The organism is Serratia sp. PF-27, assembly GCF_030053255.1.
GTDB lineage: Bacteria > Pseudomonadota > Gammaproteobacteria > Enterobacterales > Enterobacteriaceae > Serratia > Serratia bockelmannii.
This window is the reverse complement of record NZ_JASGBT010000015.1, coordinates 882,151-905,325: the sequence shown is the minus strand read 5'-3', so window position 1 is coordinate 905,325 and position 23,175 is coordinate 882,151. Positions and strand designations below refer to the sequence as shown.

The window sequence follows — 23,175 nt, the reverse complement described above, 5'->3', positions numbered from 1 at the left end:
GGGTGAAGGCCATTATCACCAATGCCCTGTGGCTGATGCTTGAACGCGTTTCGCTCAGCCTGTCCGGCATCTTCGTCTCCATTTACGTTGCGCGCTATCTGGGGCCCGCGCAGTTTGGCACCCTCAACTATCTGTTGGCGACGATCGCCATCGTAGTGCCACTGGTGCAGTTGGGCGCCGACAGCATCATTTTCAACCGCGTCGCCCGCCGACAGCCGAGCGGCATTCGCCTGATGCTGGCGTCAATACGCCTGCGTCGTTGGCTGTTCCTGGTGGTGGCGCTGCCGATGCTGATATGGAGCTATTTCAGCCAATCGCCCGCCAGCCAACTGATGACGCTGTTGCTGCTTATCAGCGCCTATTTCTCGATTCAGGACGTGTACAAAATTTATTACGATGCCCGCCTGCAGTCGAAACGCAATACGCTGATCAACAACCTGGCGCTGCTGCTGTCGATCGGGCTGCGGCTGGCGCTGGTGAGCGCGGCGCTGCCGCTGGTGTGGTTCGCGGTACCCTACATCCTCAGCAGCGCCGTACCTTACCTGGCGCGCCTCTGGTTATTCCGTGCGGAAGCGGCGGCCTCGCCGCGGGTTACGCCGCGCCAGGCCAGGCGCTATGGCCGTTATTTGCTAAAGGTGGGCCTGCCGTTGGCCATCTCCAGCCTGTCGATAGTGATCTATACCCGCATCGATCAAATCATGCTGGGCAATCTGGTCGGCGAGCAGGCGGTAGGCTGGTTCAGTGCCGCCACCACCCTCAGCCAAGGCTGGGTTTTCGTGCCGATGGCGCTGATCACTTCGTTGATGCCGGGCATTGCCAGCTGTCGCGATCCGTTGGAGCAGGAGTACCGTATTCGGGTGCTTTATCTGGTGGTCTTGGGCCTGTCGTTGCCGGTGTTGCTGGGCCTATGGTGGTTCGCCCACCCAGCGATTGCGCTGCTGTACGGCGCCGCTTTCCAACCGGCCGCCAATATCCTGGCTATTTGCACGCTGACCTCGCTGTTCTCAGTAATGGGGACGGTTTCGTACCGCAGCATCGTGCTGTTCGCCGGCTATCGTTTTATCGCCATCAAGATGCCGTTGGTGGCGGTGGCGAACGTGGTGATGAATCTGCTGCTGATCCCGCGCTACGGCCTGATCGGTGCGGCGGTATCTACGCTGTTGGCGGAGTTCATTTCGTTCTTCGTGCTGAACAGTTTATTCCGTGGCGGAAAAATTACCCGACTGCAGCTGACCTGTTTTTACTGCCTGCCGCGTCTTGTCAGCAAATTAAGGAGAGAGCATGTTAAACATCCTGGTTAAAAATATTTCCAAGCGCCTGCCCGATGCCTGGCACCATCAGGTTAAATACGCGCTCTATTTCAAGAAGCTGCCGCACCTGTCAAAACCGACCGGCTTCAGCGAAAAGATCATGCGCCGCAAAATTTATCCGCGCAGCATCTACACCACTTTGTCGGACAAGTTCAAGGTGCGTGAATTTATCGCCGGCCTGTGGGGCGAGGAGTATCTGGTGGAGCTGTATGCGCATGGCACTGAACTTAGCTACGACATGTTCAGGCAATTGCCTAACGCCTTTGTGCTGAAGGCCAACCACGGCAGCGGCTATAACCGCTTGGTGTTCGACAAGCAGCAGATTAGCTACGCGGAGTTGTACGATCTCAGCAACGCGTGGATGCGCAGCAACTTTTATGAGCAGAGCCGCGAAAAGCATTATCTGGATATCGAACCCTGCATCATGGTGGAGCGCCTGTTGCTGGATGGCGAACAGGTGCCGAACGATATCAAGTTTCATTGTTTCAACGACAATCATGAAATTCGTATGTTCATCCAGGTGGATTACCAGCGTTTCGGCACCCATCGGCGCGATATTTTTGATATCGACTGGAACCGCACCGAAATTCGTATCAACTTGCCGAATGCAGACGAACCGATGCCGCGTCCTACACGGCTGGAGGAAATGATACGTTTGGCTCGCCAGACCGCGCAGCAGTTCTCTTATGTCCGTGTGGATTTCTACCAGGTCGGTGAGAAGGTGTATTTCGGTGAGTTGACGTTTACGCCTGGCGCGGGGTTAAGCAAGCTGATGCCGAAAAACATTGAGCAGGAATGGGGCAGTTATTTTACTGAGTAAACGCTTATGCAAAGAGTCGCCTCCAATTTTCAAATGCATGCCAATGCGGGTTATAATCAGTCGCGAGATTTAGTCAATCAATCAATTGTATTGACCTTCCTGCTGATGTTTTTCGTGAAAACGTTCCTGACCTCGGGATCGTTCAATAGCGAGCTGATTAATAAAGCGGTCATGGGGCTTAATGGCTTGATGTTGCTCTATGTTGGCTATGCATTTTTTATCGCTACGCTGGCGGAAAAGGCGGTTGCGGGTTTTTTGGTTCTGCTGTTTCTTGTTAATATTGCCACCGGTCATGGTGATTATCTGTTCGGTGCGGTATTCAGCACGGCGGTGATCATTTTATTTCGCCGCATAGACATGGGGCGTGGCGCTGAAATGTTTGCCATCACCTTTGTGGTGGCAGGGTTACTGGTGGTTATTCCCTATATCTTTTACACCGATGGGTTTGTTTACCTTGATGAGCGTTACGGCAATCGATTAACGCTGGGGTTCGATAATCCGAATACCCTGGCGTATTATTCTTTTGCCTTGTTCGCCACACTGCTGTGCCTGATCGACCATGCGAAATTAACACGAGGAATGAAAAATATCGCTTCGCTGGCGGTATCGGCGTTAATTCTCCCGGTGCTGATGTATTCCTATTCTCGCACCTGTTTTATGTTGGCGCTGTTGATGTTGTTGCTGTTTTGGCTGGCGCCGCTGCTGCGTGTCGCGCCGAACAGAAAAGTTTGCATCGCGCTGACGTTGGCCATTGTAGGCTTTCAATTCGCCAGCGTTATACGCTGGGGGAGTAATCCGGCCTTGGACGTCCTCTTGAACCAGGCGTTGACCGGGCGAATCTGGTTCTCCTGGCAGATGTTTCAGGCGGTGGGGCTACCCAATCCGCTGTTCGGCATGAATATAGAGCCTTATAAGCCCGTCGATTTCTTCTTCATCGCCATGTTTTATTCGGCCGGTGGCATCGCTTCTGTCGTCATGCTTTTTTGTTATTTTCACCTGTTGGGCAATATGCGCAGGCTGAGTCGGTTCATGCGCTGGGTGGTGGTTGTTTTCCTGCTGACAACCTTTACGGAAACCTATTTTTTGGTCCCGGTATTTAACGTGTCGTTATTGTTGCTTTGCCGTGGAAAAGAAATGATAAATTCTAAGTTGGAGGGTTAAGAAATGGATTTCTCGATCGTTATCCCTATTTATAATAGTGCACGCTACCTGCCGAAAACGCTGAAGCGGATTTTCAACGCTTGCCAAGGATTCGACTATCAGGTGATTTTGGTTGATGATTGCTCTGACGAGGATGATATCAAGTATATTCGTCAGATAGCGGCGACGAATAGCAATGTGATGCTGCATGAGAAAAAACAGAAGAGCAATGCGGCGGTGTCGCGCAACTTAGGTACCAAGTTAGCGCAATCGGAGATCGTGTTTTTCCTCGACTCTGATGATTACTTCACGACCAACTATATTATTCGTCGTATGAATAAACATGAGGATCGCCATATTGATATTATCTTCGGCAACTATGCGGAGGTGAGCGGCGATTCGGTGCGTGATTTCAACTTCCATTATAAATCCGGTTCCTCCGGCGAGGATTTTCTTTTTCTGGAAATGGGCGATATTCGTTCATCCACCATCAGCATCCGTAAAAAAAGCGATCGCCGCTTTTTATTTCCCGAGTTCCTCAATAAGCATCAGGACTGGGGTTTTTTGGTCAATGCCACCAATTTGGGCGCGCATGTGGCGCACGACGCCGGCGGAGGGGTGTTTCTCGACGTAGGGCGCTATGGGCGCATGACGGCGAAGCTCAATCTGGAGGCCAGCGACCGCTTTATCAATACCTTCCTCAGCCCCAGCGATCGCCATATCAGCGGATTCGCCTGCAAGCATCTGCTGGCCTCGCTGTATTCGGAAAACGCCCAGGCGTTCAATTATTACTCGTCGCGCATCGTGCGGCACAGCCTGAGCGGCAAGTTCAAGGTGATCAAATGGTATGGCGATTGTCTGGCGCGGTTGGGATTGTTCTCGGTTGGCGGCCGGCTGCTGCGCAATGTGCGCCAGGGATTCAGGAGATGATATGCAAGCACGCAAGGTAATCATCGTTATCGAAAATATCGCGGGCAAGGGCGGTACTGAACGGGTCGCTAGCGGTTTGGCCAACGCGCTGGCGCGTCTGCCGGGTTATGAGGTGGCGGTGTTTTCGCTGTTTGGCGAGCGGAGCTTCTTTCCGCTGGCGAGTGACGTCCGGTTGCGCTGCGGCGGTGGCGATTCGCTGTTCTGGCCATGGCGGCTGGCATTGGCGCTGCGGCGTGAACGCGCGGACGTGATCATTACCGTTTCTATGGGAAAACTGTCGGTGGTGATGACGCCTTTTCTGCGTTTGTTCTGTGCCCGCAGCCGGTTGCTATTAAGTGAGCACGTCAGCTTTCACCAGTATCCGCGCGTATTTAAGTGGCTGAAGTTGCTGGTTTACCGGCTGAGCGATCGCGTGATTTTCCTGACGCGGCAAGATAGCGACGCCATCGCTCGCTGGGTGGGGGCCGGAAAATGTCGGGTGATCGAGAACGTTTCGCCATTCGGCGCACAGGCGCCGACGCCGGCGCTGCAAAAAAAGGTGGCGCTGGCGGTGGGGCGATTGAGCAATCAGAAAGGCTTCGATCGACTGATCGCACTGTGGCGAGGGGTGGTGGCACAGGCGCCGGATTGGCGTCTGCTGATTATTGGCGACGGTCCGGAGCGCGACGCTTTGAGGCGACAGATTGAAGACGCCGGGCTGGAGCAGCAGGTGAGTCTGCTGCCGGCCACCGCTAACGTGGCGGACTATTATCGCCAGGCCAGCCTGTATTTGATGACCTCTCGCTATGAGGGATTGCCGATGGTGCTGATCGAAGCCATGAGTTTCGGCCTGCCGCTGGTGGCCTACGACTGCAAGACCGGCCCGGCCGAGTTGATAGACGATGGCGTCAACGGCTATCTGGTGCCCGATGACGACGCCGCCGCCTTCAGCGAAGGGGTGATCAAACTGATGCTCGATCCGGGTTTGCGCGAGCACTTCTCTATCGCCGCGTTAGAGAAGTCTCGTCGTTTTTCTCCCGAACGTATTTATCCCCAGTGGCAACAGCTCACCGAGTGAGGACAGAATGGAAAAGATATCCGTGATAATGCCGGCCTACAATGCTGCGAACTCTATTAAAGAGTCGATTCTAGGCGTGCTGAATCAGCGATTTACCGATTATCACCTGTATGTGATCGATGATGCGTCTACCGACGATACTGCCGAGGTGGTACGGCCGTTCATCCACGATCGCCTCACCTATATCCGTAATGAGCATAACCAGGGCGTGGCGGAAACGCGCAACATCGGCATTGAGGCGGCGAAAGGCGACTATATCGCCTTCTGCGACAGTGATGACGTATGGCTGCCCAACAAGCTGTCGCGCCAGGCGAGCATTTTGCAAACCCGCCGCTACGACGTGGTGTGCTCCCATTATTACACCTTCGAAGACGACCTGAAATTAATCAAAAACACCCGTGGTGCGGATGAGCTTATTGGCTATCAGGATATGTTGAAAAGCAACTGGATTGGCAATCTCACCGGCATCTACAACCAGAAGCGCATCGGTAAGGTGTATCAGCAAAAAGTGGGCCATGAGGACTATTTGATGTGGCTGGCGGTGCTGCAGAAGGCGCGTAACGGCCTGGCCTACTGCATTCCCGAACCGCTGGCCTGTTACCGATTGTCTACCCATTCGCTGTCGGGCAACAAAATCCGCGCCGCGGACTGGCAATGGCGGATTTACCGTCAGCATTTGGGGCTGTCTTACCAGAAATCCTGCTATCTGTTCGCCACCTATCTGTTCAATGCCGTGGTGAAAAGGAAGTGACCATGAGGGGAATGTATCAGAGGGTGGCTCTGGGCTGTTGCGCCTTGTGGAGCGCTTCGGCTCTGGCGCAGAGCTGCCAACCCAATCTGTTGGCCAATCCCGGCTTTGAGCAGGGGCTCAGCGGCTGGCGCGCGCAGGGCGCACAGGGCGACGGCGATACGCACAGCGGCCGTGGCAGTTTGCGTTATGACAATGCAGATGCAGCGCAGTACCGTACCTTCAACCAGGCGCTGCAGGTTGTACCCGGGCAGACGATCGATTTCGGCGTCTGGCTCAAGACCCGCAGCGTACGCGGGCAAAGCCGCGACGGCGGCGCCGGGGTTTATCTGCAAAGCTTTGATGCGCAGGGGCGCTTTCTGGAAGGCAGCTATCCGGCTGGCGTGACCGGCGACAGCGGTTGGCGGCAGGTGAACGCCAGCTATACCGTGCCGCCGCAGGCGGCGCGAATCACTTTTGGCGTTTACCTGCGTAAGGGGAGCACCGGTACCGTCTGGTTTGACGACGCCTATGCGTGTACTCGAGCGCCTAAGCCGGCATTGTATCAGCTCGGCGCGTCGGCGCAGGGAAAGGTCGACACGCTGATAGTCACTGCGCAGCCGCAGCATTTGCAGGTCGATAGCGAATTGCTTAATGCCGAGGGGCAGGTTGTTCACCGTAGTCGCGACCGTTATCAGGTTGAAGGGCAGCGCCGTATCGAATACCCACTGCCGACCGGCCTGGCCCAGGGAGAGTACCGCCTGCGTCAGCAGGTCACCGGTCAGCAATCCCAGCCGGCACAGGGCAGCGAGCTGTCTTTTCGCGTTGGCCAGCCTGCGGCCAAAGTGGCGATCGACAGCAAAGGCTTTACCCTGCGCGATGGTCAACGGCTTTTCCCGTTGGGCATTTACGCCAACGTGGCTACCGATGAACATTTGGCGCGCATCGCCTCGGCGGGATTCAACACGGTGCTGAACTATGATTATGGGGAAAAGAAAGATCCTTACGCCTTTTTCCGCAACGCACGCAAGCGCGGGCTGCTGGTCATTTACTCCGTCAAAGATCAGTACCGCGGCAGCCGTTTCGCGCCGGCCGTGCGTGGTGGCGGCTACGCGGCGATGACGGCCTGGTACGTGCAGCGCTTGCGCTCTCAGCCCAACCTGCTCGCCTGGTACATCAACGATGAACTGGGGCCGGAATATCTCGATAAGATCGAGGAAAAAAACCTGCAAATAAAGCGGCTTGACGGCGATCACCCCACCTTCCAGGTGTTGAACAAAACCGGGGAGTTGGACGCCTACTTTAACAGCAGCGACATTTTGGCGACCGACCCTTACCCGGTGGGGAACGATCGCGATCTGACGCGCACTACGCGTTATACCGAACTGACGGTGCAGGCCGCCCGCCAGGCACGCGGGGCCTGGGTGGTGATGCAAATCATGGATCACGCCGCTTATGACGCCCGCCGCAAGCCACATCCGCCGTCAGAGGCGGAAATCCGCAACCAGGCCTGGCAGGCGCTGATCGGCGGCGCTAAGGGGCTGTTGTTTTATTCTTATACCGATCTGTTTTACAAGCGTAAAACCGGCCGCTTCGACCAACGGGAGTTTGACGCCACCTGGCGTGGCGTGGCTGCCGTGTCGCAGCAAATTGCCGCTTTCACCCCTTATCTGCTGACGGGAAAATCGACGCCGCTGGCGGGAAGCGACCCGCAAATGCCGGCGCGGATGTTTATTCTGGGCGATCGCGCCTTGCTGCTGGTAGCCAACCCCTACTATCGAGAGGGAAGCACCCGCTTGCGCCTTCCGGCGGGCTGGCGGCAGCAGGGAGAGGGCACGGAGGTCAAGCTGGCGTTGCCCGCAGTGGGCACCGCGACGCTGTGGCTTCAACGCTGAAAGCGACGAGTTAGCATCACGCGGGAGGTTTCTCCCGCGTCCTACCCCCAAATACCCCACCTTGCCCCCCCGCCCGTCAGTCTCTGTCATGAATTCCTGATTTATTCATTCAAATTCAATTAATTAAAGTTAATTCTCGCACCTATACTTTGGTGGTATTTCATCCCCGACGCGCGCGTCGCCTCCCGCTTTCTCTTGATCGCAATCAATTTGCCGCCGGTTGGCCGTCAGTAGGCTGGCGGCAGATTGAGCATGTCTTCTTATAACGACAAGAGCCTTCAGGAGCATTCCGGATGAGCAAATTTTTAGACCGTTTCCGCTATTTCAAGCAGTTGGCGGAGCCTTTTTCTGGCGATCACGGCCAGACCTTGAACACCAACCGCGACTGGGAAGACGGCTACCGCAGCCGTTGGCAACACGACAAAGTGGTGCGTTCCACCCACGGCGTGAACTGCACCGGTTCCTGCAGTTGGAAGATCTATGTGAAGAATGGTCTGGTGACCTGGGAAACCCAGCAAACCGATTATCCACGCACCCGTCCCGATCTGCCTAACCATGAACCGCGCGGCTGCCCGCGCGGCGCCAGCTACTCCTGGTACCTGTACAGCGCCAACCGGCTGAAATACCCGCTGATGCGCAAGCGTCTGCTCAAACTGTGGCGCGAAGCGAAAGCGCAGCACAGCGATCCGGTCGCGGCCTGGGGCTCTATCGTCGGCGATGCGGAAAAAGCCAAAAGCTACAAGGTGGCGCGCGGCCGCGGCGGTTTCGTCCGCTCCAGCTGGCAAGAGGTCAATGAACTGATCGCCGCCGCCAACGTCTATACCGCCAAAACCTTCGGCCCGGACCGCATTATCGGCTTCTCGCCGATCCCGGCGATGTCGATGGTGTCCTACGCCGCCGGCGCCCGCTACCTGTCGCTGATCGGCGGCGCCTGCCTGAGCTTCTACGATTGGTACTGCGATCTGCCGCCGGCCTCGCCGATGACCTGGGGCGAGCAGACCGACGTGCCGGAATCCGCCGACTGGTACAACTCCTCCTACATTATCGCCTGGGGCTCCAACGTGCCGCAGACGCGTACCCCGGACGCCCACTTCTTTACCGAAGTGCGTTACAAGGGCACCAAAACCGTGGCGGTGACGCCGGACTATGCCGAAGTCGCCAAGCTGTGCGACCACTGGCTGAATCCGAAGCAGGGGACCGACAGCGCGATGGCGCTGGCGATGGGCCACGTAATGCTGAAAGAGTTCCATCTCGACCGCGAAGTTGGCTACTTCCGCGACTATGTGCGCCGCTATACCGACATGCCGATGCTGGTGCTGCTGGAGCCGCGTGAAGGCGGCCACTACGCCGCCGGCCGCCTGCTGCGCGCCGCCGATCTGGTGGACGGATTGGGCCAGGAAAACAACCCCGAGTGGAAAACCGTCGCCATCGACAGCCACAGCGGCGATCTGGTGGCGCCGCAGGGTTCCATCGGTTTCCGCTGGGGCGAGAAGGGCAAGTGGAACCTGGAACAGCGCGAGGGCAAATCGCAACAGGAAGTCGAGCTGCAGCTCAGCCTGTTGGGCATGCATGACGACGTCGCCGAGGTGGGCTTCCCGTACTTCGGCGGAGCCGACAGCGAGCATTTCAACAGCGTGGCACTGGACGAGATCCTGCTGCACAAGCTGCCGGTGAAACGCCTGCGGCTGGCGGACGGCAGCGAAGCGCTGGTGACCAGCGTGTATGACCTGACGCTGGCCAATTACGGCCTGGAACGCGGGCTGGACGACGCCAACTGCGCCGCCGACTATGACGAGGTCAAGGCCTACAGCCCGGCCTGGGCCGAACAGATCACCGGCGTGTCGCGTCACAACATCATCCGCATTGCCCGCGAGTTCGCGGAAAACGCCGAGAAGACCCACGGCCGTTCGATGATCATCGTCGGCGCCGGCGTCAACCACTGGTATCACATGGACATGACCTACCGCGGCCTGATCAATATGCTGATCTTCTGCGGTTGCGTCGGCCAGAGCGGCGGCGGCTGGGCGCACTACGTCGGCCAGGAAAAACTGCGGCCGCAAACCGGCTGGCTGCCGCTGGCGTTTGGCCTCGACTGGCAGCGCCCGCCGCGCCACATGAACAGCACCTCGTTCTTCTACAACCATTCCAGCCAATGGCGCTATGAAACTGTCGGCACCGACGAGTTGCTGTCGCCGCTGGCGGACAAGTCGCGCTTCGGCGGCAGCCTGATCGACTTCAACGTGCGCGCCGAGCGCATGGGCTGGCTGCCGTCGGCGCCGCAGTTGGGCACCAACCCGCTGCGCCTGGCGGAGCAGGCCCGCGCCGCCGGCCAGTCACCGGTCGAGTTCACCGTCGACGGCCTGAAAAACGGCACGCTAGGCTTCGCCGCCGAGCAGCCGGACAATCCGCAGAACTTCCCGCGCAACCTGTTCGTCTGGCGCTCCAACCTGCTGGGGTCTTCCGGCAAGGGCCATGAGTACATGCTCAAATACCTGTTGGGCACCGAAAACGGCATCCAGGGGAAAGATCTCGGCCAGCAGGGCGGCGTGAAGCCACAGGAAGTGGAATGGCGCGAGCAGGGCGGCGAAGGCAAGCTGGATCTGGTGGTGACGCTCGATTTCCGCATGTCGAGCACCTGCCTGTACTCCGATGTGGTGCTGCCGACCGCCACCTGGTACGAAAAAGACGATATGAACACCTCCGACATGCACCCGTTCATCCATCCGCTGTCGGCGGCGGTCGATCCGGCCTGGGATTCGAAGAGCGACTGGGAGATTTACAAGGGCATCGCCAAGGCCTTCTCCGAAGTGTGCGTCGGCCATCTGGGCCAGGAAACCGACGTGGTGACCTTGCCTATCCAGCACGACTCCGCCGCCGAACTGGCACAGCCTTACGGCGTGCAGGACTGGAAGAAAGGCGAATGCGATCTGATCCCCGGCAAAACCGCGCCGCACATCATCGCGGTGGAACGCGATTACCCGGCCACCTACGAGCGCTTCACCTCGCTGGGGCCGCTGCTGGACAAACTGGGCAACGGCGGCAAGGGCATCAGTTGGAACACCCAAACCGAGGTCGACTTCCTCAAGCAGCTTAACTACGTCAAGGCCGACGGCCCGGCGGCGGGGCGGCCGAAGATCGAGAGCGCGATTGACGCGGCGGAAGTGATCCTGTCGCTGGCGCCGGAAACCAACGGCCAGGTGGCGGTAAAAGCCTGGGAGGCCCTGAGCAACGTCACCGGCCGCGATCACCGGCATCTGGCGCTGAACAAGGAAGACGAGAAAATTCGCTTCCGCGACATTCAGGCGCAGCCGCGCAAAATCATCTCCAGCCCGACCTGGTCCGGTCTGGAAGACGAACACGTTTCCTACAACGCCTGCTACACCAACGTGCACGAGTTGATCCCGTGGCGCACCCTCAGCGGCCGTCAACAGCTGTATCAGGACCATGAGTGGATGCGCGCCTTCGGTGAAAGCCTGCTGGTATACCGGCCACCGATCGACACCCGTGCCGCGCAGCCGCTGCTGAACAGCAAGCCGAACGGCAACAAGGAGAAGGCGCTGAACTTCCTGACGCCGCACCAGAAGTGGGGCATTCACTCCACCTACAGCGACAACCTGTTGATGCTGACGCTGTCGCGCGGCGGCCCGATCGTCTGGCTGAGCGAAGACGACGCCAAAGATCTGGGCATCGCGGACAACGACTGGATCGAGGCCTTCAACGCCAACGGCGCGCTGACGGCGCGCGCGGTGGTCAGCCAGCGTATCCCGGCCGGCATGACCATGATGTACCACGCGCAGGAGCGCATCGTGAACCTGCCGGGCTCGGAGATCACCAGCCAACGCGGCGGCATCCACAACTCGGTGACCCGCGCCTGTCCGAAGCCGACCCACATGATCGGCGGCTATGCGCAGTTGGCCTACGGCTTCAACTACTACGGCACCGTCGGCTCCAACCGCGACGAGTTCGTGGTGGTGCGCAAGATGAACCGCATTGATTGGTTGGACGACGAAGGCAACGACTACGCGCAGGGCAGTCAGCAGGAGAACAGCAAATGAAAATTCGTTCGCAAGTCGGCATGGTGCTGAATCTGGACAAGTGCATCGGTTGCCACACCTGTTCGGTCACCTGCAAAAACGTCTGGACCAGCCGTGAAGGTATGGAATACGCCTGGTTCAACAACGTGGAAAGCAAGCCTGGCGTCGGGTATCCGCACGCCTGGGAAGATCAGGAAAAATGGAAGGGCGGCTGGATCCGCAAAATCAACGGCAAGCTGGAGCCGCGAATGGGCAGCCGCGTCGGCGTGTTGGCGAAAATCTTCGCCAACCCGGACGTGCCGGCGCTGGACGACTACTACGAGCCGTTCGATTACGACTACCAGCATCTGCACACCGCCAAACAGGGCAAGCACCAGCCGGTGGCCCGCCCGCGCTCGCTGATTACCGGCCAGCGCATGAACAAGATCGAAAGCGGCCCGAACTGGGAGGAGATCCTCGGCGGGGAATTCGAAAAACGCTCGCAGGACAAGAACTTCGATAACCTGCAGAAGGCGATGTACGGCCAGTTCGAAAACACCTTCATGATGTACCTGCCGCGCCTGTGCGAGCACTGCCTCAACCCGGCCTGCGTCGCCACCTGCCCGAGCGGGGCGATCTACAAACGCGGCGAAGACGGCATCGTGCTGATCGACCAGGACAAGTGCCGCGGCTGGCGCATGTGCCTGACCGGCTGCCCGTACAAGAAAATCTATTTCAACTGGAAAAGCGGCAAGTCCGAGAAGTGCATCTTCTGTTACCCGCGTATCGAAGCCGGGCAGCCGACGGTCTGTTCGGAGACCTGCGTGGGCCGCATCCGCTATCTCGGCGTGCTGCTGTACGACGCCGATCGCATCGAGCAGGCGGCGGCGGTGGAGAACGACAAAGATCTGTATCAGAGCCAGCTCGATATCTTCCTCGATCCGCATGATCCTAAGGTGATTGCTCAGGCGCTGGCGGACGGCGTGCCGCAGAGCGTCATTGAAGCCGCCCAGCAGTCGCCGGTGTACAAAATGGCGATGGACTGGAAGCTGGCGCTGCCGCTGCACCCGGAATACCGCACGCTACCGATGGTGTGGTACGTGCCGCCGTTGTCGCCGATTCAGTCCGCCGCCGACGCCGGCGAGCTGGCGCACAACGGCGTATTGCCGGACGTCGAGAGCCTGCGCATTCCGGTGCAGTATCTGGCGAATCTGCTGACCGCCGGCGATACCGAACCGGTACTGCTGGCGCTGAAGCGCATGCTGGCGATGCGCCACTACAAACGGGCGGAAACCGTCGACGGCGTGGTGGACACCAGCGCGCTGGAGCAGGTTGGCCTGAGCGAAGCGCAGGCGCAGGAGATGTATCGCTACCTGGCGATCGCCAACTATGAAGATCGCTTTGTGGTGCCGTCGAGCCACCGCGAACTGGCGCGCGAAGCCTTCCCGGAAAGCAAGGGGTGCGGCTTCAGCTTCGGCGACGGCTGCCACGGCAGCGATGGCAAGTTCAATCTGTTCAACAGCCGCCGTATCGACGCCATCGACGTGACCGCGAAAACCGCGCGGCCGGAGGATGCCTCATGATCAGCCTGAAAGTGATCGCCCGCCTGCTGGATTATCCGGAGCAGGTGCTGTTTGACCATCAGCAGGCGCTGATCGAAGCGCTGGAGCCGGCCAGCGAGCTGGATCTGCACCACAGCGCGCAGCTGATTCTGTTTATCCGCCGCCTGTGCGCGCGCCCGTTGCTGGATGCTCAGGCTGACTATTGCGAGCTGTTCGATCGCGGCCGCGCCACCTCGCTGCTGCTGTTTGAGCACGTGCACGGTGAGTCGCGCGATCGCGGCCAGGCGATGGTTGACCTGATGGCGCAGTACCGCACCGCCGGGCTGGAGATCGACAGCCGCGAGCTGCCGGACTTCCTGCCGCTGTACCTGGAGTATTTGGCCAGCCGCAGCGCGGCGCAGGCGCGGGAAGGGCTGCAGGACATCGCGCCGATCCTGGCGCTGCTGGGCGCGCGCTTGCAACAGCGCGAAAGCCCCTACGCGGTGCTGTTCGATCTGCTGCTGGCGCTGTCCGGCAGCGAGGTGCAGGCCCAGGCGCTGGAGACCCAGGTGGCGCAAGAGGCGCGCGACGATACGCCGCAGGCGCTGGATGCGGTGTGGGAAGAGGAGCAGGTCAAGTTTCTCGGCGAACAGGGCTGCGCCTCCGCCCAGCAGACGGCGCACCAGCGGCGCTTCGCCGGCGCGGTGGCGCCACAGTATCTGGATCTGACGGATGCGTTAACCGGAACCAAAGGACGCTAATCATGCAATTTTTGAATCAGTTCTTCTTCGATATCTACCCTTATCTGGCCGGCGCGGTATTCCTGATCGGCAGCTGGTTGCGTTACGACTACGGGCAGTACAGCTGGCGCGCCGGCTCCAGCCAGATGCTGGATAAAAAGGGCATGCGGCTGGCGTCCAACCTGTTCCACATCGGGATTATCGGCATCTTCGCGGGCCACTTCCTCGGCATGCTGACGCCGCACTGGATGTATGAGGCCTTCCTGCCGATCGACGTGAAGCAGAAGCTGGCGATGATCGCCGGCGGCGCCTGCGGCCTGATGACGCTGATCGGCGGCGCGCTGTTGCTGAAGCGCCGGTTGACCAACCCACGGGTGCGCGCCACCAGCAGCTTCGCCGACATCATGATCCTGACGCTGCTGGTGGTGCAGGTGTGTCTGGGGCTGCTGACCATTCCGTTCTCCGCCCAGCATATGGACGGCAGCGAAATGATGAAGCTGGTGGCCTGGGCGCAGGCGGTAGTGACCTTCCACGCCGGCGCCTCTGCGCACCTGGAAGGGGTGACGATTATCTTCAAACTGCACATGGTGCTGGGCATGACGCTGTTCGTGCTGTTCCCGTTCTGCCGCCTGGTGCACATCTGGAGTGCGCCGGTAGAGTACCTGACCCGCCGTTATCAGCTGGTGCGCAACCGCCGCTGAGCCTGACCCCGCCGCCGCCGATCGCCAGCGGCGGCGCTATTCCGATAATTCCCCCGCCGTCTGCCCATTCTCGCCGCCTTGTCGTAAACTAATTATCTCAGTCATGTTACGCTTATGCTTCCGCCGACGGACGTCGGCCCGTGGTAGCCGATAACAAGAGATACCGCCTTGATGAAAGGCATTTTGGGACATAAAAACCGGGGATGATCCGCGTGGCCTTCGTGCCGTGCGGGAGAATCGCTTTATGGATAGTCAGGTTAATCAATAACAATAATGACCACACAATGTCGCTCACCCGAGCTGTTGCCTCTGAAAATCATTGCCACCGGGGCCGCGTTGCCGCCCAACTGCGTGGCGTCTTCTACGCTCGACGCTCGCCTGGGGAAACCGGCCGGCTACGTTGAAAAACGCTCGGGTATCGTTTGCCGCTATCACGCCGCCGACGATGCCAGCCAGGCCGAACTCGCTGCCGCTGCGCTGCAAGATGCGCTGGCTCGCCACGCCATCCCGGCAGCTTCCATTGACCTGCTGATCTCCGCCTCGGCGATATCGGTGCAGGCGCTGCCATGCACCGCCGCGCACATTCTCAAGGTGGCGGGGCTGGCGGCGGGCACGCCGGGCTTCGACATCAACAGCAGCTGCGTCAGCTTTATCTCTGCGCTGCAGGTGGCGGCGGGGCTGTTGAACGCCGGGACGTATCGGCGTATCGCCATCGTTTCGGCGGATCTCGCTTCACGCGGCATCGACTGGCAGCACGAAGAGTCGTCGCTGATTTTCGGCGATGGCGCCGCCTGTGCCATTGTGGAGCGCGGCGACGGCGCTAGCGGCATCCTCGCCAGCCTGGTGGAAACCTATCCCGCTGGGAGCGAACTGTGCGAGATCCGCGCCGGCGGTACGCGTCGTAACCCGCGCGCCGGCATGTGTGAGCAAGACTTCCTGTTTCATATGCAGGGCAAGCCGCTGTTCCGTCAGGCGTCGGCGCTGATTGAGGGCTACCTCGACCGGCTGCTGAACGCCAGCGGCCTGACCCTGGCCCAGATCGCCACCGTGGTGCCGCATCAGGCCAGCCATCTGTCGCTCGAACATATGCGCAAGCGGCTGCACGTCTCCAGCGAGGCGCTGGTCGACATCTACCGCCATCATGGCAATCAGGTGGCGGCGTCCATCCCGACGGCGCTGCATGCCGCTGCGACCACCGGGCGCTTCAATCCCGGTCAGCCGGTGATGCTGATCGGCACCGCCGCCGGGCTGGCGCTGGCCGGCATGGTGTTGCTGCCATGAGGGTGCTGGTCACCGGGGCGACCAGCGGGCTGGGACGCAACGCGGCGCAGTGGTTGCTGGAGGCCGGACATCAGGTGCGCGCCACCGGCCGCGATGAACGGGCCGGCGCAACGCTGCGTCAGCTGGGCGCCGAGTTTTGTGCGCTCGATCTGGCGCAGGCCACGCCGCAGCAATGTCGGGAGCTGGTGACCGACTGCGAGTGGGTGTGGCACTGTGCGGCCAAGTCTTCGCCCTGGGGCAGCAAGGCGGAATTTCACCGCATCAACGCCGCGGCGACGGAGAAGCTGGCGGAGGCGGCGGGGCGCTGTGGCGTGCGGCGCTTCGTGCATATCTCCACGCCGGCAATCTACTTCGATTTTCAGCCGCATTACGATCTTGACGAGGGTTACCGTGCCCGGCGCTTCGCCAATCACTATGCCGCCAGCAAGTATGCGGCCGAACAGCGCCTGTTGGCGCAGGCGAAGATCTATCCGCAAACCACCTACATTATGCTGCGGCCGCGCGGCCTGTTTGGCCCGCACGATCGGGTGATCGTGCCGCGGCTGTTGCAGCAGCTCGAACGCGATCGCGGCGTATTGCGATTGCCCGGCGGCGGGCAGGCGTTGCTGGATCTGACCTTCGCTCCCAACGTGGTGCACGCCATGGAGCTGGCCAGCCGGCAGCGCGGATTGCCGTCCGGCGCCGTGTACAACATCACCAATCACCAACCGCAGCGGCTGGCGGAGATGCTGGATGCGCTGCTGCGTCAGGCGCTGGGGCTGAGTTACCGGCTGCAGGCCGTGCCCTATCCGCTGCTGCATTCGCTGGCCGGCGGCATGGAGCTGTGGGCAAGCCTGAGCGGCAAGGAACCGATGCTGACGCGCTACAGCGTGGCGGCGGTACACTTCGACATGACCCTGAGCCAGACCCGCGCGATCGAAGAACTGGGCTATCGGCCGCGTTACTCGATGGAAGAGGGGATCCGCCTGACCGGCGAGTGGCTGCGGCAGCAAGGAGGCGGACAACATGACTAAAGTCACCGTTTTTGAAGTGGGCTATTGCACGCATATCGGCTGCATGGCGCTGCGCGGTGCCGGGTTCCGGGTGTGCAAATTCCCGGCGCGCGCCTATCTGCTGGAGGTAGGGGAGCGCCGCTGGCTGTGGGATACCGGCTACGCGCATTATTTTCAGCAGCACACGCAGTCGGGGCTGTTCAACCTTTACCGCCGCATGACGCCGGTCTATTTCGATCCCGCCGAGTCGTTGGCGCACCAGCTGCGCGAAGCCGGTTACACCGAAGGTGACATCCAGGCGCTGATCGTCTCGCATTTTCACGCGGATCACATCGCCGGGCTGCAGGATTTCAGCCAACTCGACTTTATTTGCTCTGGCGAAGGCTGGCAGCAAACCCGTGGGCTGCGCGGTTTTGCGGCGCTGAAGCGCGCCTTTATTCCCGGCCTGATCCCGGCGGACTTCGAGAGCCGCCTGCAGTTTATGGAGGCTTTTCCCTCGGTGGCGTTGCCCGCGCTGCTGGCGCCGTTCGATCGCGGTTACGTGCTGCCGGGCAGCGAAGGGCAGATCGTGCTGGTGCCGCTGCCGGGGCATGCGGCCGGCCATATCGGCGCCTTTATCCTCACCGATGCCGGTTGGACACTGCTGGCCAGCGACGCCGCCTGGTCGCCGCAGAGCTACCAGACGCTGCGCGGGCCTTCGCGCCTGGCCAATCTGGTGATGGACGACGCGGCGGCGTACACCCGCACGCTGGAGCGGCTCAACCAGCTGTGGGCGGGCGGCCAGGTCAACATTTTGCTGTGTCATGAGGGGGACCTGTGATCCCCTTCATGACCCTTTGGCACTATTTTCGCGCCCGACGCCTGCGCTTTGGCGATCGTGCGGCGCTGGAGGCGTATCAGGCCCGGCAGCTCACGGGCTTTGCCCGCCGGGTGCTGAGCAAGAGCCCCTATTTTCAGCGGTTCAGCCGCCGGCCGTTCGCCGAATGGCCGCAGATGGACAAGGCGCTGATGATGGCGCAGTTCGACCGGATGAATACCGCCGGGCTGCAGCGCGATGCGGTGCTGGCCTGCGCGCAGCGCAGCGAGGCGGATCGCGATTTCACGCCGAAGATCGGGCGCTACAGCGTCGGATTGTCGTCCGGCACCTCCGGACAGCGCGGCGTGTTTGTCGTCAGCCCGCGCGAACAGCAGGTGTGGGCCGGCGGCATGCTGGCGAAAATGCTGCCGGACGGGCTGTTGGCCGGCGAGCGCGTTGCGCTGTTTCTGCGGGCGGACAATAACCTCTATCACAGCGTGAACAACCGTTGGCTGAGCCTGGCGTTTTACGATCTGCTCGCGCCGTTCAATGCGCATCTGCCCGCCTTGGAACGGCAGGCGCCCAGCATCATCGTGGCGCCGGCGCAGGTGCTGCGCGCCCTGGCGCTGGCGGTGCTGGCCGGGCAGGTGACGCTGCCGGTCAAAAAAGCGATCTCGGTCGCCGAGGTGTTGGAAGAACAGGATCGCCGCCTGCTGCTGCAGGTGTTTCCGGCGGTTGGCGAAGTATATCAGGCCACCGAGGGGTTCCTGGCCGCTACCTGCGCGCACGGCACGCTGCATCTGAACGAAGAGTTTTTGCATATCGAACCGCAGTGGATCGACGAACTGCGCTTCACGCCGCTGATCACCGACTTTACCCGCAGTACGCAGCCGATCGTGCGCTATCGGCTGGATGATGTATTGGTGCTGCGCCAGGAACCCTGCCCATGCGGGCAACCGACGCGGGCGATTGCGCGTATCGAAGGGCGGCGCGACGATCAGCTGATGTTACCCGATGCGCAGCGGCAACCGCAGGCGGTGTTCGCCGATGCCTGCAGCCGGACGATCGCCAATGCGTTGCCGCTGACCAGCGATTACCGCCTGATCCAGCGCGGCGAGCAGCGGCTGGAGCTGATTGCCGATTGCAGCCAAGCGGAATTGGCGCACTGCCAGGCGCAGCTGATCGCACTGTTCGCCCGTCAGGGCATCGCCACCGAGCGGCTCGAATGGCGGCTGACGACGCAGGCGGTGCTGCCGCAGTTCGATCGCAAGCGGCGGCGCATCGTGCGCCAGGCGGAGGAAGCATGAAAAATACGCTGTTCAGGCTAGGGCACATGTTGCTCGGCTGGGGGACGGTCGGGGTCGTGTATAGCCTGACCGATCGCCTGCAGGGGGCGGGAACCCTGTTGCCGCCGTCGGCGCTTGATCGGGCGATCCCGTTCAACCCGGCGGCCATCTGGCTCTACCTGTCGTTCTTCCTCATCGTCCCGGCTGGCTATTTGCTGGCGCCGCTGCGGCGAATCAAATGGCTGACGCTGGCGATGCAGCTGACGGCGCTGGGCGCCGGAGCGGTTTACCTGCTGTGGCCGACCACCATGGCCTATCCGCAGAACGAGGGCGTTGGGCTCAGCGCGCAGCTGCTGGCGGTGTTAACGCAGGTGGATTCGGCGCAGAACTGCCTGCCTTCGTTGCACATGGCGCTGACGGTGCTGGCGGTGTGGGCGCTGAGCGACGGCGAGCGCAAAATGCGGACGGCGCTGTGGATGCTGTGGGGCGTGGCGATCGCGTTCTCCATTCTGCAGCTGCGCCGTCACTTGTTTGTCGATTTGGCAGGTGGCGCCTTGCTGGCGCTGTGCGCCGGCGGGCTGGCGCTGCGTATAAAGGCCCTGCGCAGGCGCGTGGTTAAAGGAGAAATGGGATGAGCGATCTGGCGTTGCCGATAGTGTTCATGCTGTTCATCGTGGTGGCCGAGGCGGTGGCGCTGCAATGGGGGCGCCGTGAGCCGGTCAACTGGCACGATCTGGTGTTCAATCTGAACTCCGGCCATATCATGCTGTGGCTGTTCCGCGGGCTGGAGATCACCTGCTACGGCTACGTGGCCGCGCATTTCAGCCTGGGGCTGCTGGACGCCTGGCCGCCGCTGCTGATGTGGCTGTTCGCCCTGCTGGCGTGGGACTTCGGTTTCTACTGGCTGCATCGCCTGCACCACCGCTTCCGCGTGCTGTGGGCGGTACACGTGGTGCACCACCAGGGGGAGCACTTCAACCTGTCGCTGGGGGTGCGCAACTCCTGGTATTCGTCGCTGACGTCGATCCCGTTCTTTTTGCTGCTGGCGCTGGCGGGCGTGCCGCTGTCGGTGTTCGTCGCGGTGTCGATTTTTCACTACAGCATTCAGCTGTTTAACCACAATGCGCTGACGCCGAAGCTGGGCGTGCTGGAAAAAATCCTGGTCACGCCGGCGCACCACCGGGTGCACCACGTCAAGGACATGGCGTATTCCAATAAGAACTTCGGCGGCAGCTTTATCTTTTGGGACAAGCTGTTCGGCACCTTCTGCCCGGCGTTGCCGACCACGCCGTTCAGCTATGGCGTCAGCGGTGACAGGCCGTCAGCCAACCCGTTCTGGGCGAGTAATCTGCCGTTCCTGCGCTATTTGCGTCTGACATGGCGCCCGGCGCCGGGCCGACCACGCGACCGCCGTTCGGCACTCAGCGTATTCAGCGGCGCCATGCTGTTGTTCACGCTGGTGGTCGGCTACGTCTACCAATACGGCTATGGTTACGGCGACATCAGCTGGCCGCAAATGGCGCTGCTGGTGCTGCTGGCGTTGGGATCGGTAGCGCTGGGCGGCATGACGGAAGGGCGACCGTGGGCGAGCGCCGTCTGGCTGCTGATCGCGCTGGGCATGCCGCTGCTGTTTATCGGCTATCTTGGCTGGCCACAGCGCTATTGGCATATCGCCATGGCCGCCGTGGCGCTGCATGCCCTGTGCATCGCGCTGGGCTGGGGGCGAGTGGCCGCATCGGCCGCCGTGGAGGAACCGCATGGCTGAGTCATTGCCGCCGCTGCGTTTTCCCGCCGATGGCGAGCAGGCGTTTCATCGCGATCTCAAGCGCGCGGCGCACGCCTGCCTGGTGGGCGATCATCGCTATGCCGATGCCGCGCGGCTGGTCAAGGCCGCGCTGTTGTTGGTGTTGTGCGCCGGGTTTTACGCGCTCAGCCTGATGCAGCATCAGCCATGGGCGTTTTTCCTCTGCTATTTCCTGTTCGTGACCATGGGTATGCTGCTCAACGTCAACGTCAACCACGATGCTTCGCATAACGCCTTCCTGCGTGCGCCCTGGGCCAATCGCCTGGTGGGGCGGGTGGTGACGCTGCCGCTGGGCGTCGATCCGGACTATTGGCGTACGCGGCACGTGGATTACCACCACGTTTACGCCAACGTGGAGCATTACGATCTGGACACCGAAGAGAACGGCTTTTTCCGCCAGACGCCTTTCCAGCGCTGGCGGCCCCATATGCGCTATCAGCATCTGTACTGGCCGCTGATCGCCGCGCTCTCCTTGCCCTATATCGCCTGGATTTTCGATTGGTCCGATCGGCTCGATAAAACGCCGCTGCGGGAAAAACGCGTGCTGGCGGGGCGCGGCGGTTGGACGCTGTTCGTGCTGTGCAAGCTCGCGCATCTGGCGCTGGTGCTGGTGGTGCCGCTGATCGTGGGCCACCTGCACGGCATCGGCTGGGGCTGGGTGCTGTTGGCTTACGCGCTCAGCCAGATGTGTGCCTCGCTGCTGGTGGTGTTCCTGCTGTTGGGCACCCACTGGGCGCAGGCCGAGTTTTACCCTGCGCCGACGGGCGACAGCATGCCGCAAGGCTGGTACCGACACAATTTCGCCACCGCCTGCGACTGGCAGCCCGAACCGCGCTGGCTGGAGCACCTGACTGGCGGACTGAACTATCACCTGACCCATCACCTGTTTCCCGGTTGGAATCACCGCCACTATCCGGCGCTGGCCGCCGCGGTGGCGGAAGTGGCACAGCGGCACGGCATGGCGTACCGCTGCATCGGCTATCGCGAACTGCTGGCGCAGCAACAGCGCTTCTTGCGGCGGATGGGGCAGCCATGAAACCGCTGCGTCCGTTAGCCTATCGGCGCGACGACAACGGGTTGCACCGCGCGCTGATGCAGGCCGCCCAGCATTATCTGGCGGCCAACGGCGATCACCGTTTCGCCGACGGCGGCATGCTGGCGAAGGTCGCGCTGCTGCTGGCGCTGTGCGGCCTGTGTTACGGGTTGAGCCTGCAGCAGCAAAACGGCTGGGCGTTTTTCGCCTGCTATTTCGGTTTTATCTTTATCGGCATGTTCCTGACGGTGAACGTGGTGCACGATGCTTCGCACAACGCGTTTTTCCGTCGGCCCTGGGCCAACCGTTGGCTGAACGCCCTGGTGAGTGTGCCGCTGGGACTGGACCCCGACTGCTGGCGCGTGCGGCACGTGCTGTTCCACCATGCCCATAACAATATCGAACATTACGATCCCGACATCGACGCCAACGGCGTGCTGCGGCAAACGCCGTTCCAGCGCTGGCGCCCCTTTATGCGCGCGCAGCGTTACTATTGGCCGCTGGTGGCGGCGCTGACGTTCCCGTACTACATCTGGTTGTTCGATTGGCTGGACAGGGCGGGCCGCACCCGCGTGGCGGCGCGCATGGCGCAGCAGGGCGTGCGTGGCTGGTGCGGGTTTCTGGCGGGTAAGGCTGCACACCTGCTGCTGGCGCTGGCGATCCCATGCTGGCTGTTGCCGCCGGCTATCGGCATCGGGCAAATTCTGCTGGTCTATTTGCTGAGCCAGATGCTTTCTTCCTTGCTGTTCGTGATGTTGATCATCGGCACCCACTGGGCCAAGGCCAACTTTTATCAGGCGCCGGCGCAGGGCACGATGCCGCACGGCTGGTATCACCACGTGTTCGCCACCACCTTCGACTGGCTGACCCGGCCGCGTTGGCTGGGGTACTGGCTCGGCGGGGCGAACCTGCATTTGACGCATCATCTGTTCCCGCACTGGAGCCACCGCCATTACCCGGCGCTGAGCCGCATCATCGGCGAGGTGGCGCCGCGTTTCGGCATCGACTACCGCCTGCTGGAACTGGAGGAGCTGTTGCGTCTGCAGCAACGCTTCCTCAGCGCGATGGGCCGCAAGCCGCACTAGCGTTGCATGCGGATTGTGCGAGGC

General features: G+C 61.0%; 19 protein-coding genes. All 19 read left to right on the top strand.

The window, feature by feature from the left end; translation table 11 throughout:
* The first annotated feature begins 2 nt into the window (after positions 1–2).
* The 19 genes from QMZ29_RS09190 (at position 3) to QMZ29_RS09100 (ending at position 23,151) form a co-directional block, all read left to right on the top strand.
* On the top strand, positions 3–1,301 hold the full coding sequence (locus QMZ29_RS09190) for a flippase (RefSeq protein ID WP_049204106.1): 1,299 nt from the start codon (positions 3–5) through the stop codon (positions 1,299–1,301).
* On the top strand, positions 1,282–2,130 hold the full coding sequence (locus QMZ29_RS09185) for an ATP-grasp fold amidoligase family protein (RefSeq protein WP_025303208.1): 849 nt from the start codon (positions 1,282–1,284) through the stop codon (positions 2,128–2,130). The genes QMZ29_RS09190 and QMZ29_RS09185 overlap by 20 nt, the downstream gene beginning before the upstream one ends.
* A gap of 6 nt (positions 2,131–2,136) precedes the next feature.
* Positions 2,137–3,291, top strand: coding sequence for a hypothetical protein (locus QMZ29_RS09180; RefSeq protein ID WP_060433311.1), 1,155 nt, complete (start codon positions 2,137–2,139; stop codon positions 3,289–3,291).
* 3 nt (positions 3,292–3,294) lie between these two features.
* Complete coding sequence (locus tag QMZ29_RS09175; RefSeq protein ID WP_025303206.1) at positions 3,295–4,200, top strand: glycosyltransferase family 2 protein; 906 nt, start codon at positions 3,295–3,297, stop codon at positions 4,198–4,200.
* A gap of 1 nt (position 4,201) precedes the next feature.
* The gene (locus QMZ29_RS09170) at positions 4,202–5,257 is read left to right on the top strand and encodes a glycosyltransferase family 4 protein (RefSeq protein ID WP_025303205.1); all 1,056 of its coding nucleotides are present in this window, start codon (positions 4,202–4,204) and stop codon (positions 5,255–5,257) included.
* Positions 5,258–5,264: 7 nt separating this feature from the next.
* Positions 5,265–6,008: a glycosyltransferase family 2 protein gene (locus QMZ29_RS09165; RefSeq protein WP_038876984.1), complete on the top strand. Its 744-nt coding sequence runs from the start codon at positions 5,265–5,267 to the stop codon at positions 6,006–6,008.
* 11 nt (positions 6,009–6,019) lie between these two features.
* Positions 6,020–7,879 carry a carbohydrate-binding protein CenC gene (locus QMZ29_RS09160; protein WP_392396805.1) on the top strand — a complete coding sequence of 620 codons (1,860 nt, stop codon included), beginning with the start codon at positions 6,020–6,022 and terminating at the stop codon, positions 7,877–7,879.
* Positions 7,880–8,172: 293 nt separating this feature from the next.
* A complete protein-coding gene (locus QMZ29_RS09155; protein ID WP_141998292.1) occupies positions 8,173–11,934 on the top strand; it encodes a nitrate reductase subunit alpha in 3,762 nt (1,253 codons plus the stop codon).
* On the top strand, positions 11,931–13,475 hold the full coding sequence (gene narH, locus QMZ29_RS09150) for a nitrate reductase subunit beta (protein WP_197827585.1): 1,545 nt from the start codon (positions 11,931–11,933) through the stop codon (positions 13,473–13,475). Before QMZ29_RS09155 ends, narH begins: the two co-directional genes overlap by 4 nt.
* Positions 13,472–14,194 (top strand): nitrate reductase molybdenum cofactor assembly chaperone, encoded by a 723-nt coding sequence (gene narJ / locus QMZ29_RS09145; RefSeq protein WP_025303200.1) that lies wholly within the window; start codon positions 13,472–13,474, stop codon positions 14,192–14,194. Before narH ends, narJ begins: the two co-directional genes overlap by 4 nt.
* Before the next feature lie 2 nt (positions 14,195–14,196).
* Positions 14,197–14,874: a respiratory nitrate reductase subunit gamma gene (gene narI / locus QMZ29_RS09140; protein ID WP_197815066.1), complete on the top strand. Its 678-nt coding sequence runs from the start codon at positions 14,197–14,199 to the stop codon at positions 14,872–14,874.
* 273 nt (positions 14,875–15,147) lie between these two features.
* The gene (locus tag QMZ29_RS09135; protein ID WP_197815065.1) at positions 15,148–16,155 is read left to right on the top strand and encodes a 3-oxoacyl-[acyl-carrier-protein] synthase III C-terminal domain-containing protein; all 1,008 of its coding nucleotides are present in this window, start codon (positions 15,148–15,150) and stop codon (positions 16,153–16,155) included.
* Positions 16,152–17,168, top strand: coding sequence for an NAD-dependent epimerase/dehydratase family protein (locus QMZ29_RS09130; protein ID WP_261424973.1), 1,017 nt, complete (start codon positions 16,152–16,154; stop codon positions 17,166–17,168). Before QMZ29_RS09135 ends, QMZ29_RS09130 begins: the two co-directional genes overlap by 4 nt.
* The gene (locus QMZ29_RS09125; protein ID WP_261424972.1) at positions 17,161–17,967 is read left to right on the top strand and encodes an MBL fold metallo-hydrolase; all 807 of its coding nucleotides are present in this window, start codon (positions 17,161–17,163) and stop codon (positions 17,965–17,967) included. Before QMZ29_RS09130 ends, QMZ29_RS09125 begins: the two co-directional genes overlap by 8 nt.
* Positions 17,964–19,250 (top strand): F390 synthetase-related protein, encoded by a 1,287-nt coding sequence (locus tag QMZ29_RS09120; protein ID WP_164067328.1) that lies wholly within the window; start codon positions 17,964–17,966, stop codon positions 19,248–19,250. The genes QMZ29_RS09125 and QMZ29_RS09120 overlap by 4 nt, the downstream gene beginning before the upstream one ends.
* Entirely contained in the window at positions 19,247–19,864 is a 618-nt protein-coding gene (locus tag QMZ29_RS09115) for a phosphatase PAP2 family protein (RefSeq protein WP_197810665.1), read from the top strand. The genes QMZ29_RS09120 and QMZ29_RS09115 overlap by 4 nt, the downstream gene beginning before the upstream one ends.
* Positions 19,861–20,994: a sterol desaturase family protein gene (locus QMZ29_RS09110; protein ID WP_025303193.1), complete on the top strand. Its 1,134-nt coding sequence runs from the start codon at positions 19,861–19,863 to the stop codon at positions 20,992–20,994. The genes QMZ29_RS09115 and QMZ29_RS09110 overlap by 4 nt, the downstream gene beginning before the upstream one ends.
* Positions 20,987–22,069, top strand: a complete 1,083-nt coding sequence (locus QMZ29_RS09105) for a fatty acid desaturase family protein (protein ID WP_147823902.1) — start codon at positions 20,987–20,989, stop codon at positions 22,067–22,069. Before QMZ29_RS09110 ends, QMZ29_RS09105 begins: the two co-directional genes overlap by 8 nt.
* Complete coding sequence (locus QMZ29_RS09100; protein ID WP_043138502.1) at positions 22,066–23,151, top strand: acyl-CoA desaturase; 1,086 nt, start codon at positions 22,066–22,068, stop codon at positions 23,149–23,151. Before QMZ29_RS09105 ends, QMZ29_RS09100 begins: the two co-directional genes overlap by 4 nt.
* Positions 23,152–23,175 lie beyond the last annotated feature (24 nt).

What these genes read in the sequence shown, in the direction of transcription:
- narH (WP_197827585.1), top strand. Translation starts at nt 11,931, where the DNA reads ATGAAAATTCGTTCGCAAGTCGGCATGGTGCTGAATCTGGACAAGTGC.
- QMZ29_RS09130 (WP_261424973.1), top strand. Translation starts at nt 16,152, where the DNA reads ATGAGGGTGCTGGTCACCGGGGCGACCAGCGGGCTGGGACGCAACGCG.
- QMZ29_RS09170 (WP_025303205.1), top strand. Translation starts at nt 4,202, where the DNA reads ATGCAAGCACGCAAGGTAATCATCGTTATCGAAAATATCGCGGGCAAG.
- QMZ29_RS09155 (WP_141998292.1), top strand. Translation starts at nt 8,173, where the DNA reads ATGAGCAAATTTTTAGACCGTTTCCGCTATTTCAAGCAGTTGGCGGAG.
- QMZ29_RS09100 (WP_043138502.1), top strand. Translation starts at nt 22,066, where the DNA reads ATGAAACCGCTGCGTCCGTTAGCCTATCGGCGCGACGACAACGGGTTG.
- QMZ29_RS09160 (WP_392396805.1), top strand. Translation starts at nt 6,020, where the DNA reads ATGTATCAGAGGGTGGCTCTGGGCTGTTGCGCCTTGTGGAGCGCTTCG.
- QMZ29_RS09185 (WP_025303208.1), top strand. Translation starts at nt 1,282, where the DNA reads ATGTTAAACATCCTGGTTAAAAATATTTCCAAGCGCCTGCCCGATGCC.
- QMZ29_RS09105 (WP_147823902.1), top strand. Translation starts at nt 20,987, where the DNA reads ATGGCTGAGTCATTGCCGCCGCTGCGTTTTCCCGCCGATGGCGAGCAG.
- QMZ29_RS09165 (WP_038876984.1), top strand. Translation starts at nt 5,265, where the DNA reads ATGGAAAAGATATCCGTGATAATGCCGGCCTACAATGCTGCGAACTCT.
- QMZ29_RS09110 (WP_025303193.1), top strand. Translation starts at nt 19,861, where the DNA reads ATGAGCGATCTGGCGTTGCCGATAGTGTTCATGCTGTTCATCGTGGTG.
- narJ (WP_025303200.1), top strand. Translation starts at nt 13,472, where the DNA reads ATGATCAGCCTGAAAGTGATCGCCCGCCTGCTGGATTATCCGGAGCAG.
- QMZ29_RS09175 (WP_025303206.1), top strand. Translation starts at nt 3,295, where the DNA reads ATGGATTTCTCGATCGTTATCCCTATTTATAATAGTGCACGCTACCTG.
- narI (WP_197815066.1), top strand. Translation starts at nt 14,197, where the DNA reads ATGCAATTTTTGAATCAGTTCTTCTTCGATATCTACCCTTATCTGGCC.
- QMZ29_RS09115 (WP_197810665.1), top strand. Translation starts at nt 19,247, where the DNA reads ATGAAAAATACGCTGTTCAGGCTAGGGCACATGTTGCTCGGCTGGGGG.
- QMZ29_RS09125 (WP_261424972.1), top strand. Translation starts at nt 17,161, where the DNA reads ATGACTAAAGTCACCGTTTTTGAAGTGGGCTATTGCACGCATATCGGC.
- QMZ29_RS09180 (WP_060433311.1), top strand. Translation starts at nt 2,137, where the DNA reads ATGCAAAGAGTCGCCTCCAATTTTCAAATGCATGCCAATGCGGGTTAT.
- QMZ29_RS09135 (WP_197815065.1), top strand. Translation starts at nt 15,148, where the DNA reads ATGACCACACAATGTCGCTCACCCGAGCTGTTGCCTCTGAAAATCATT.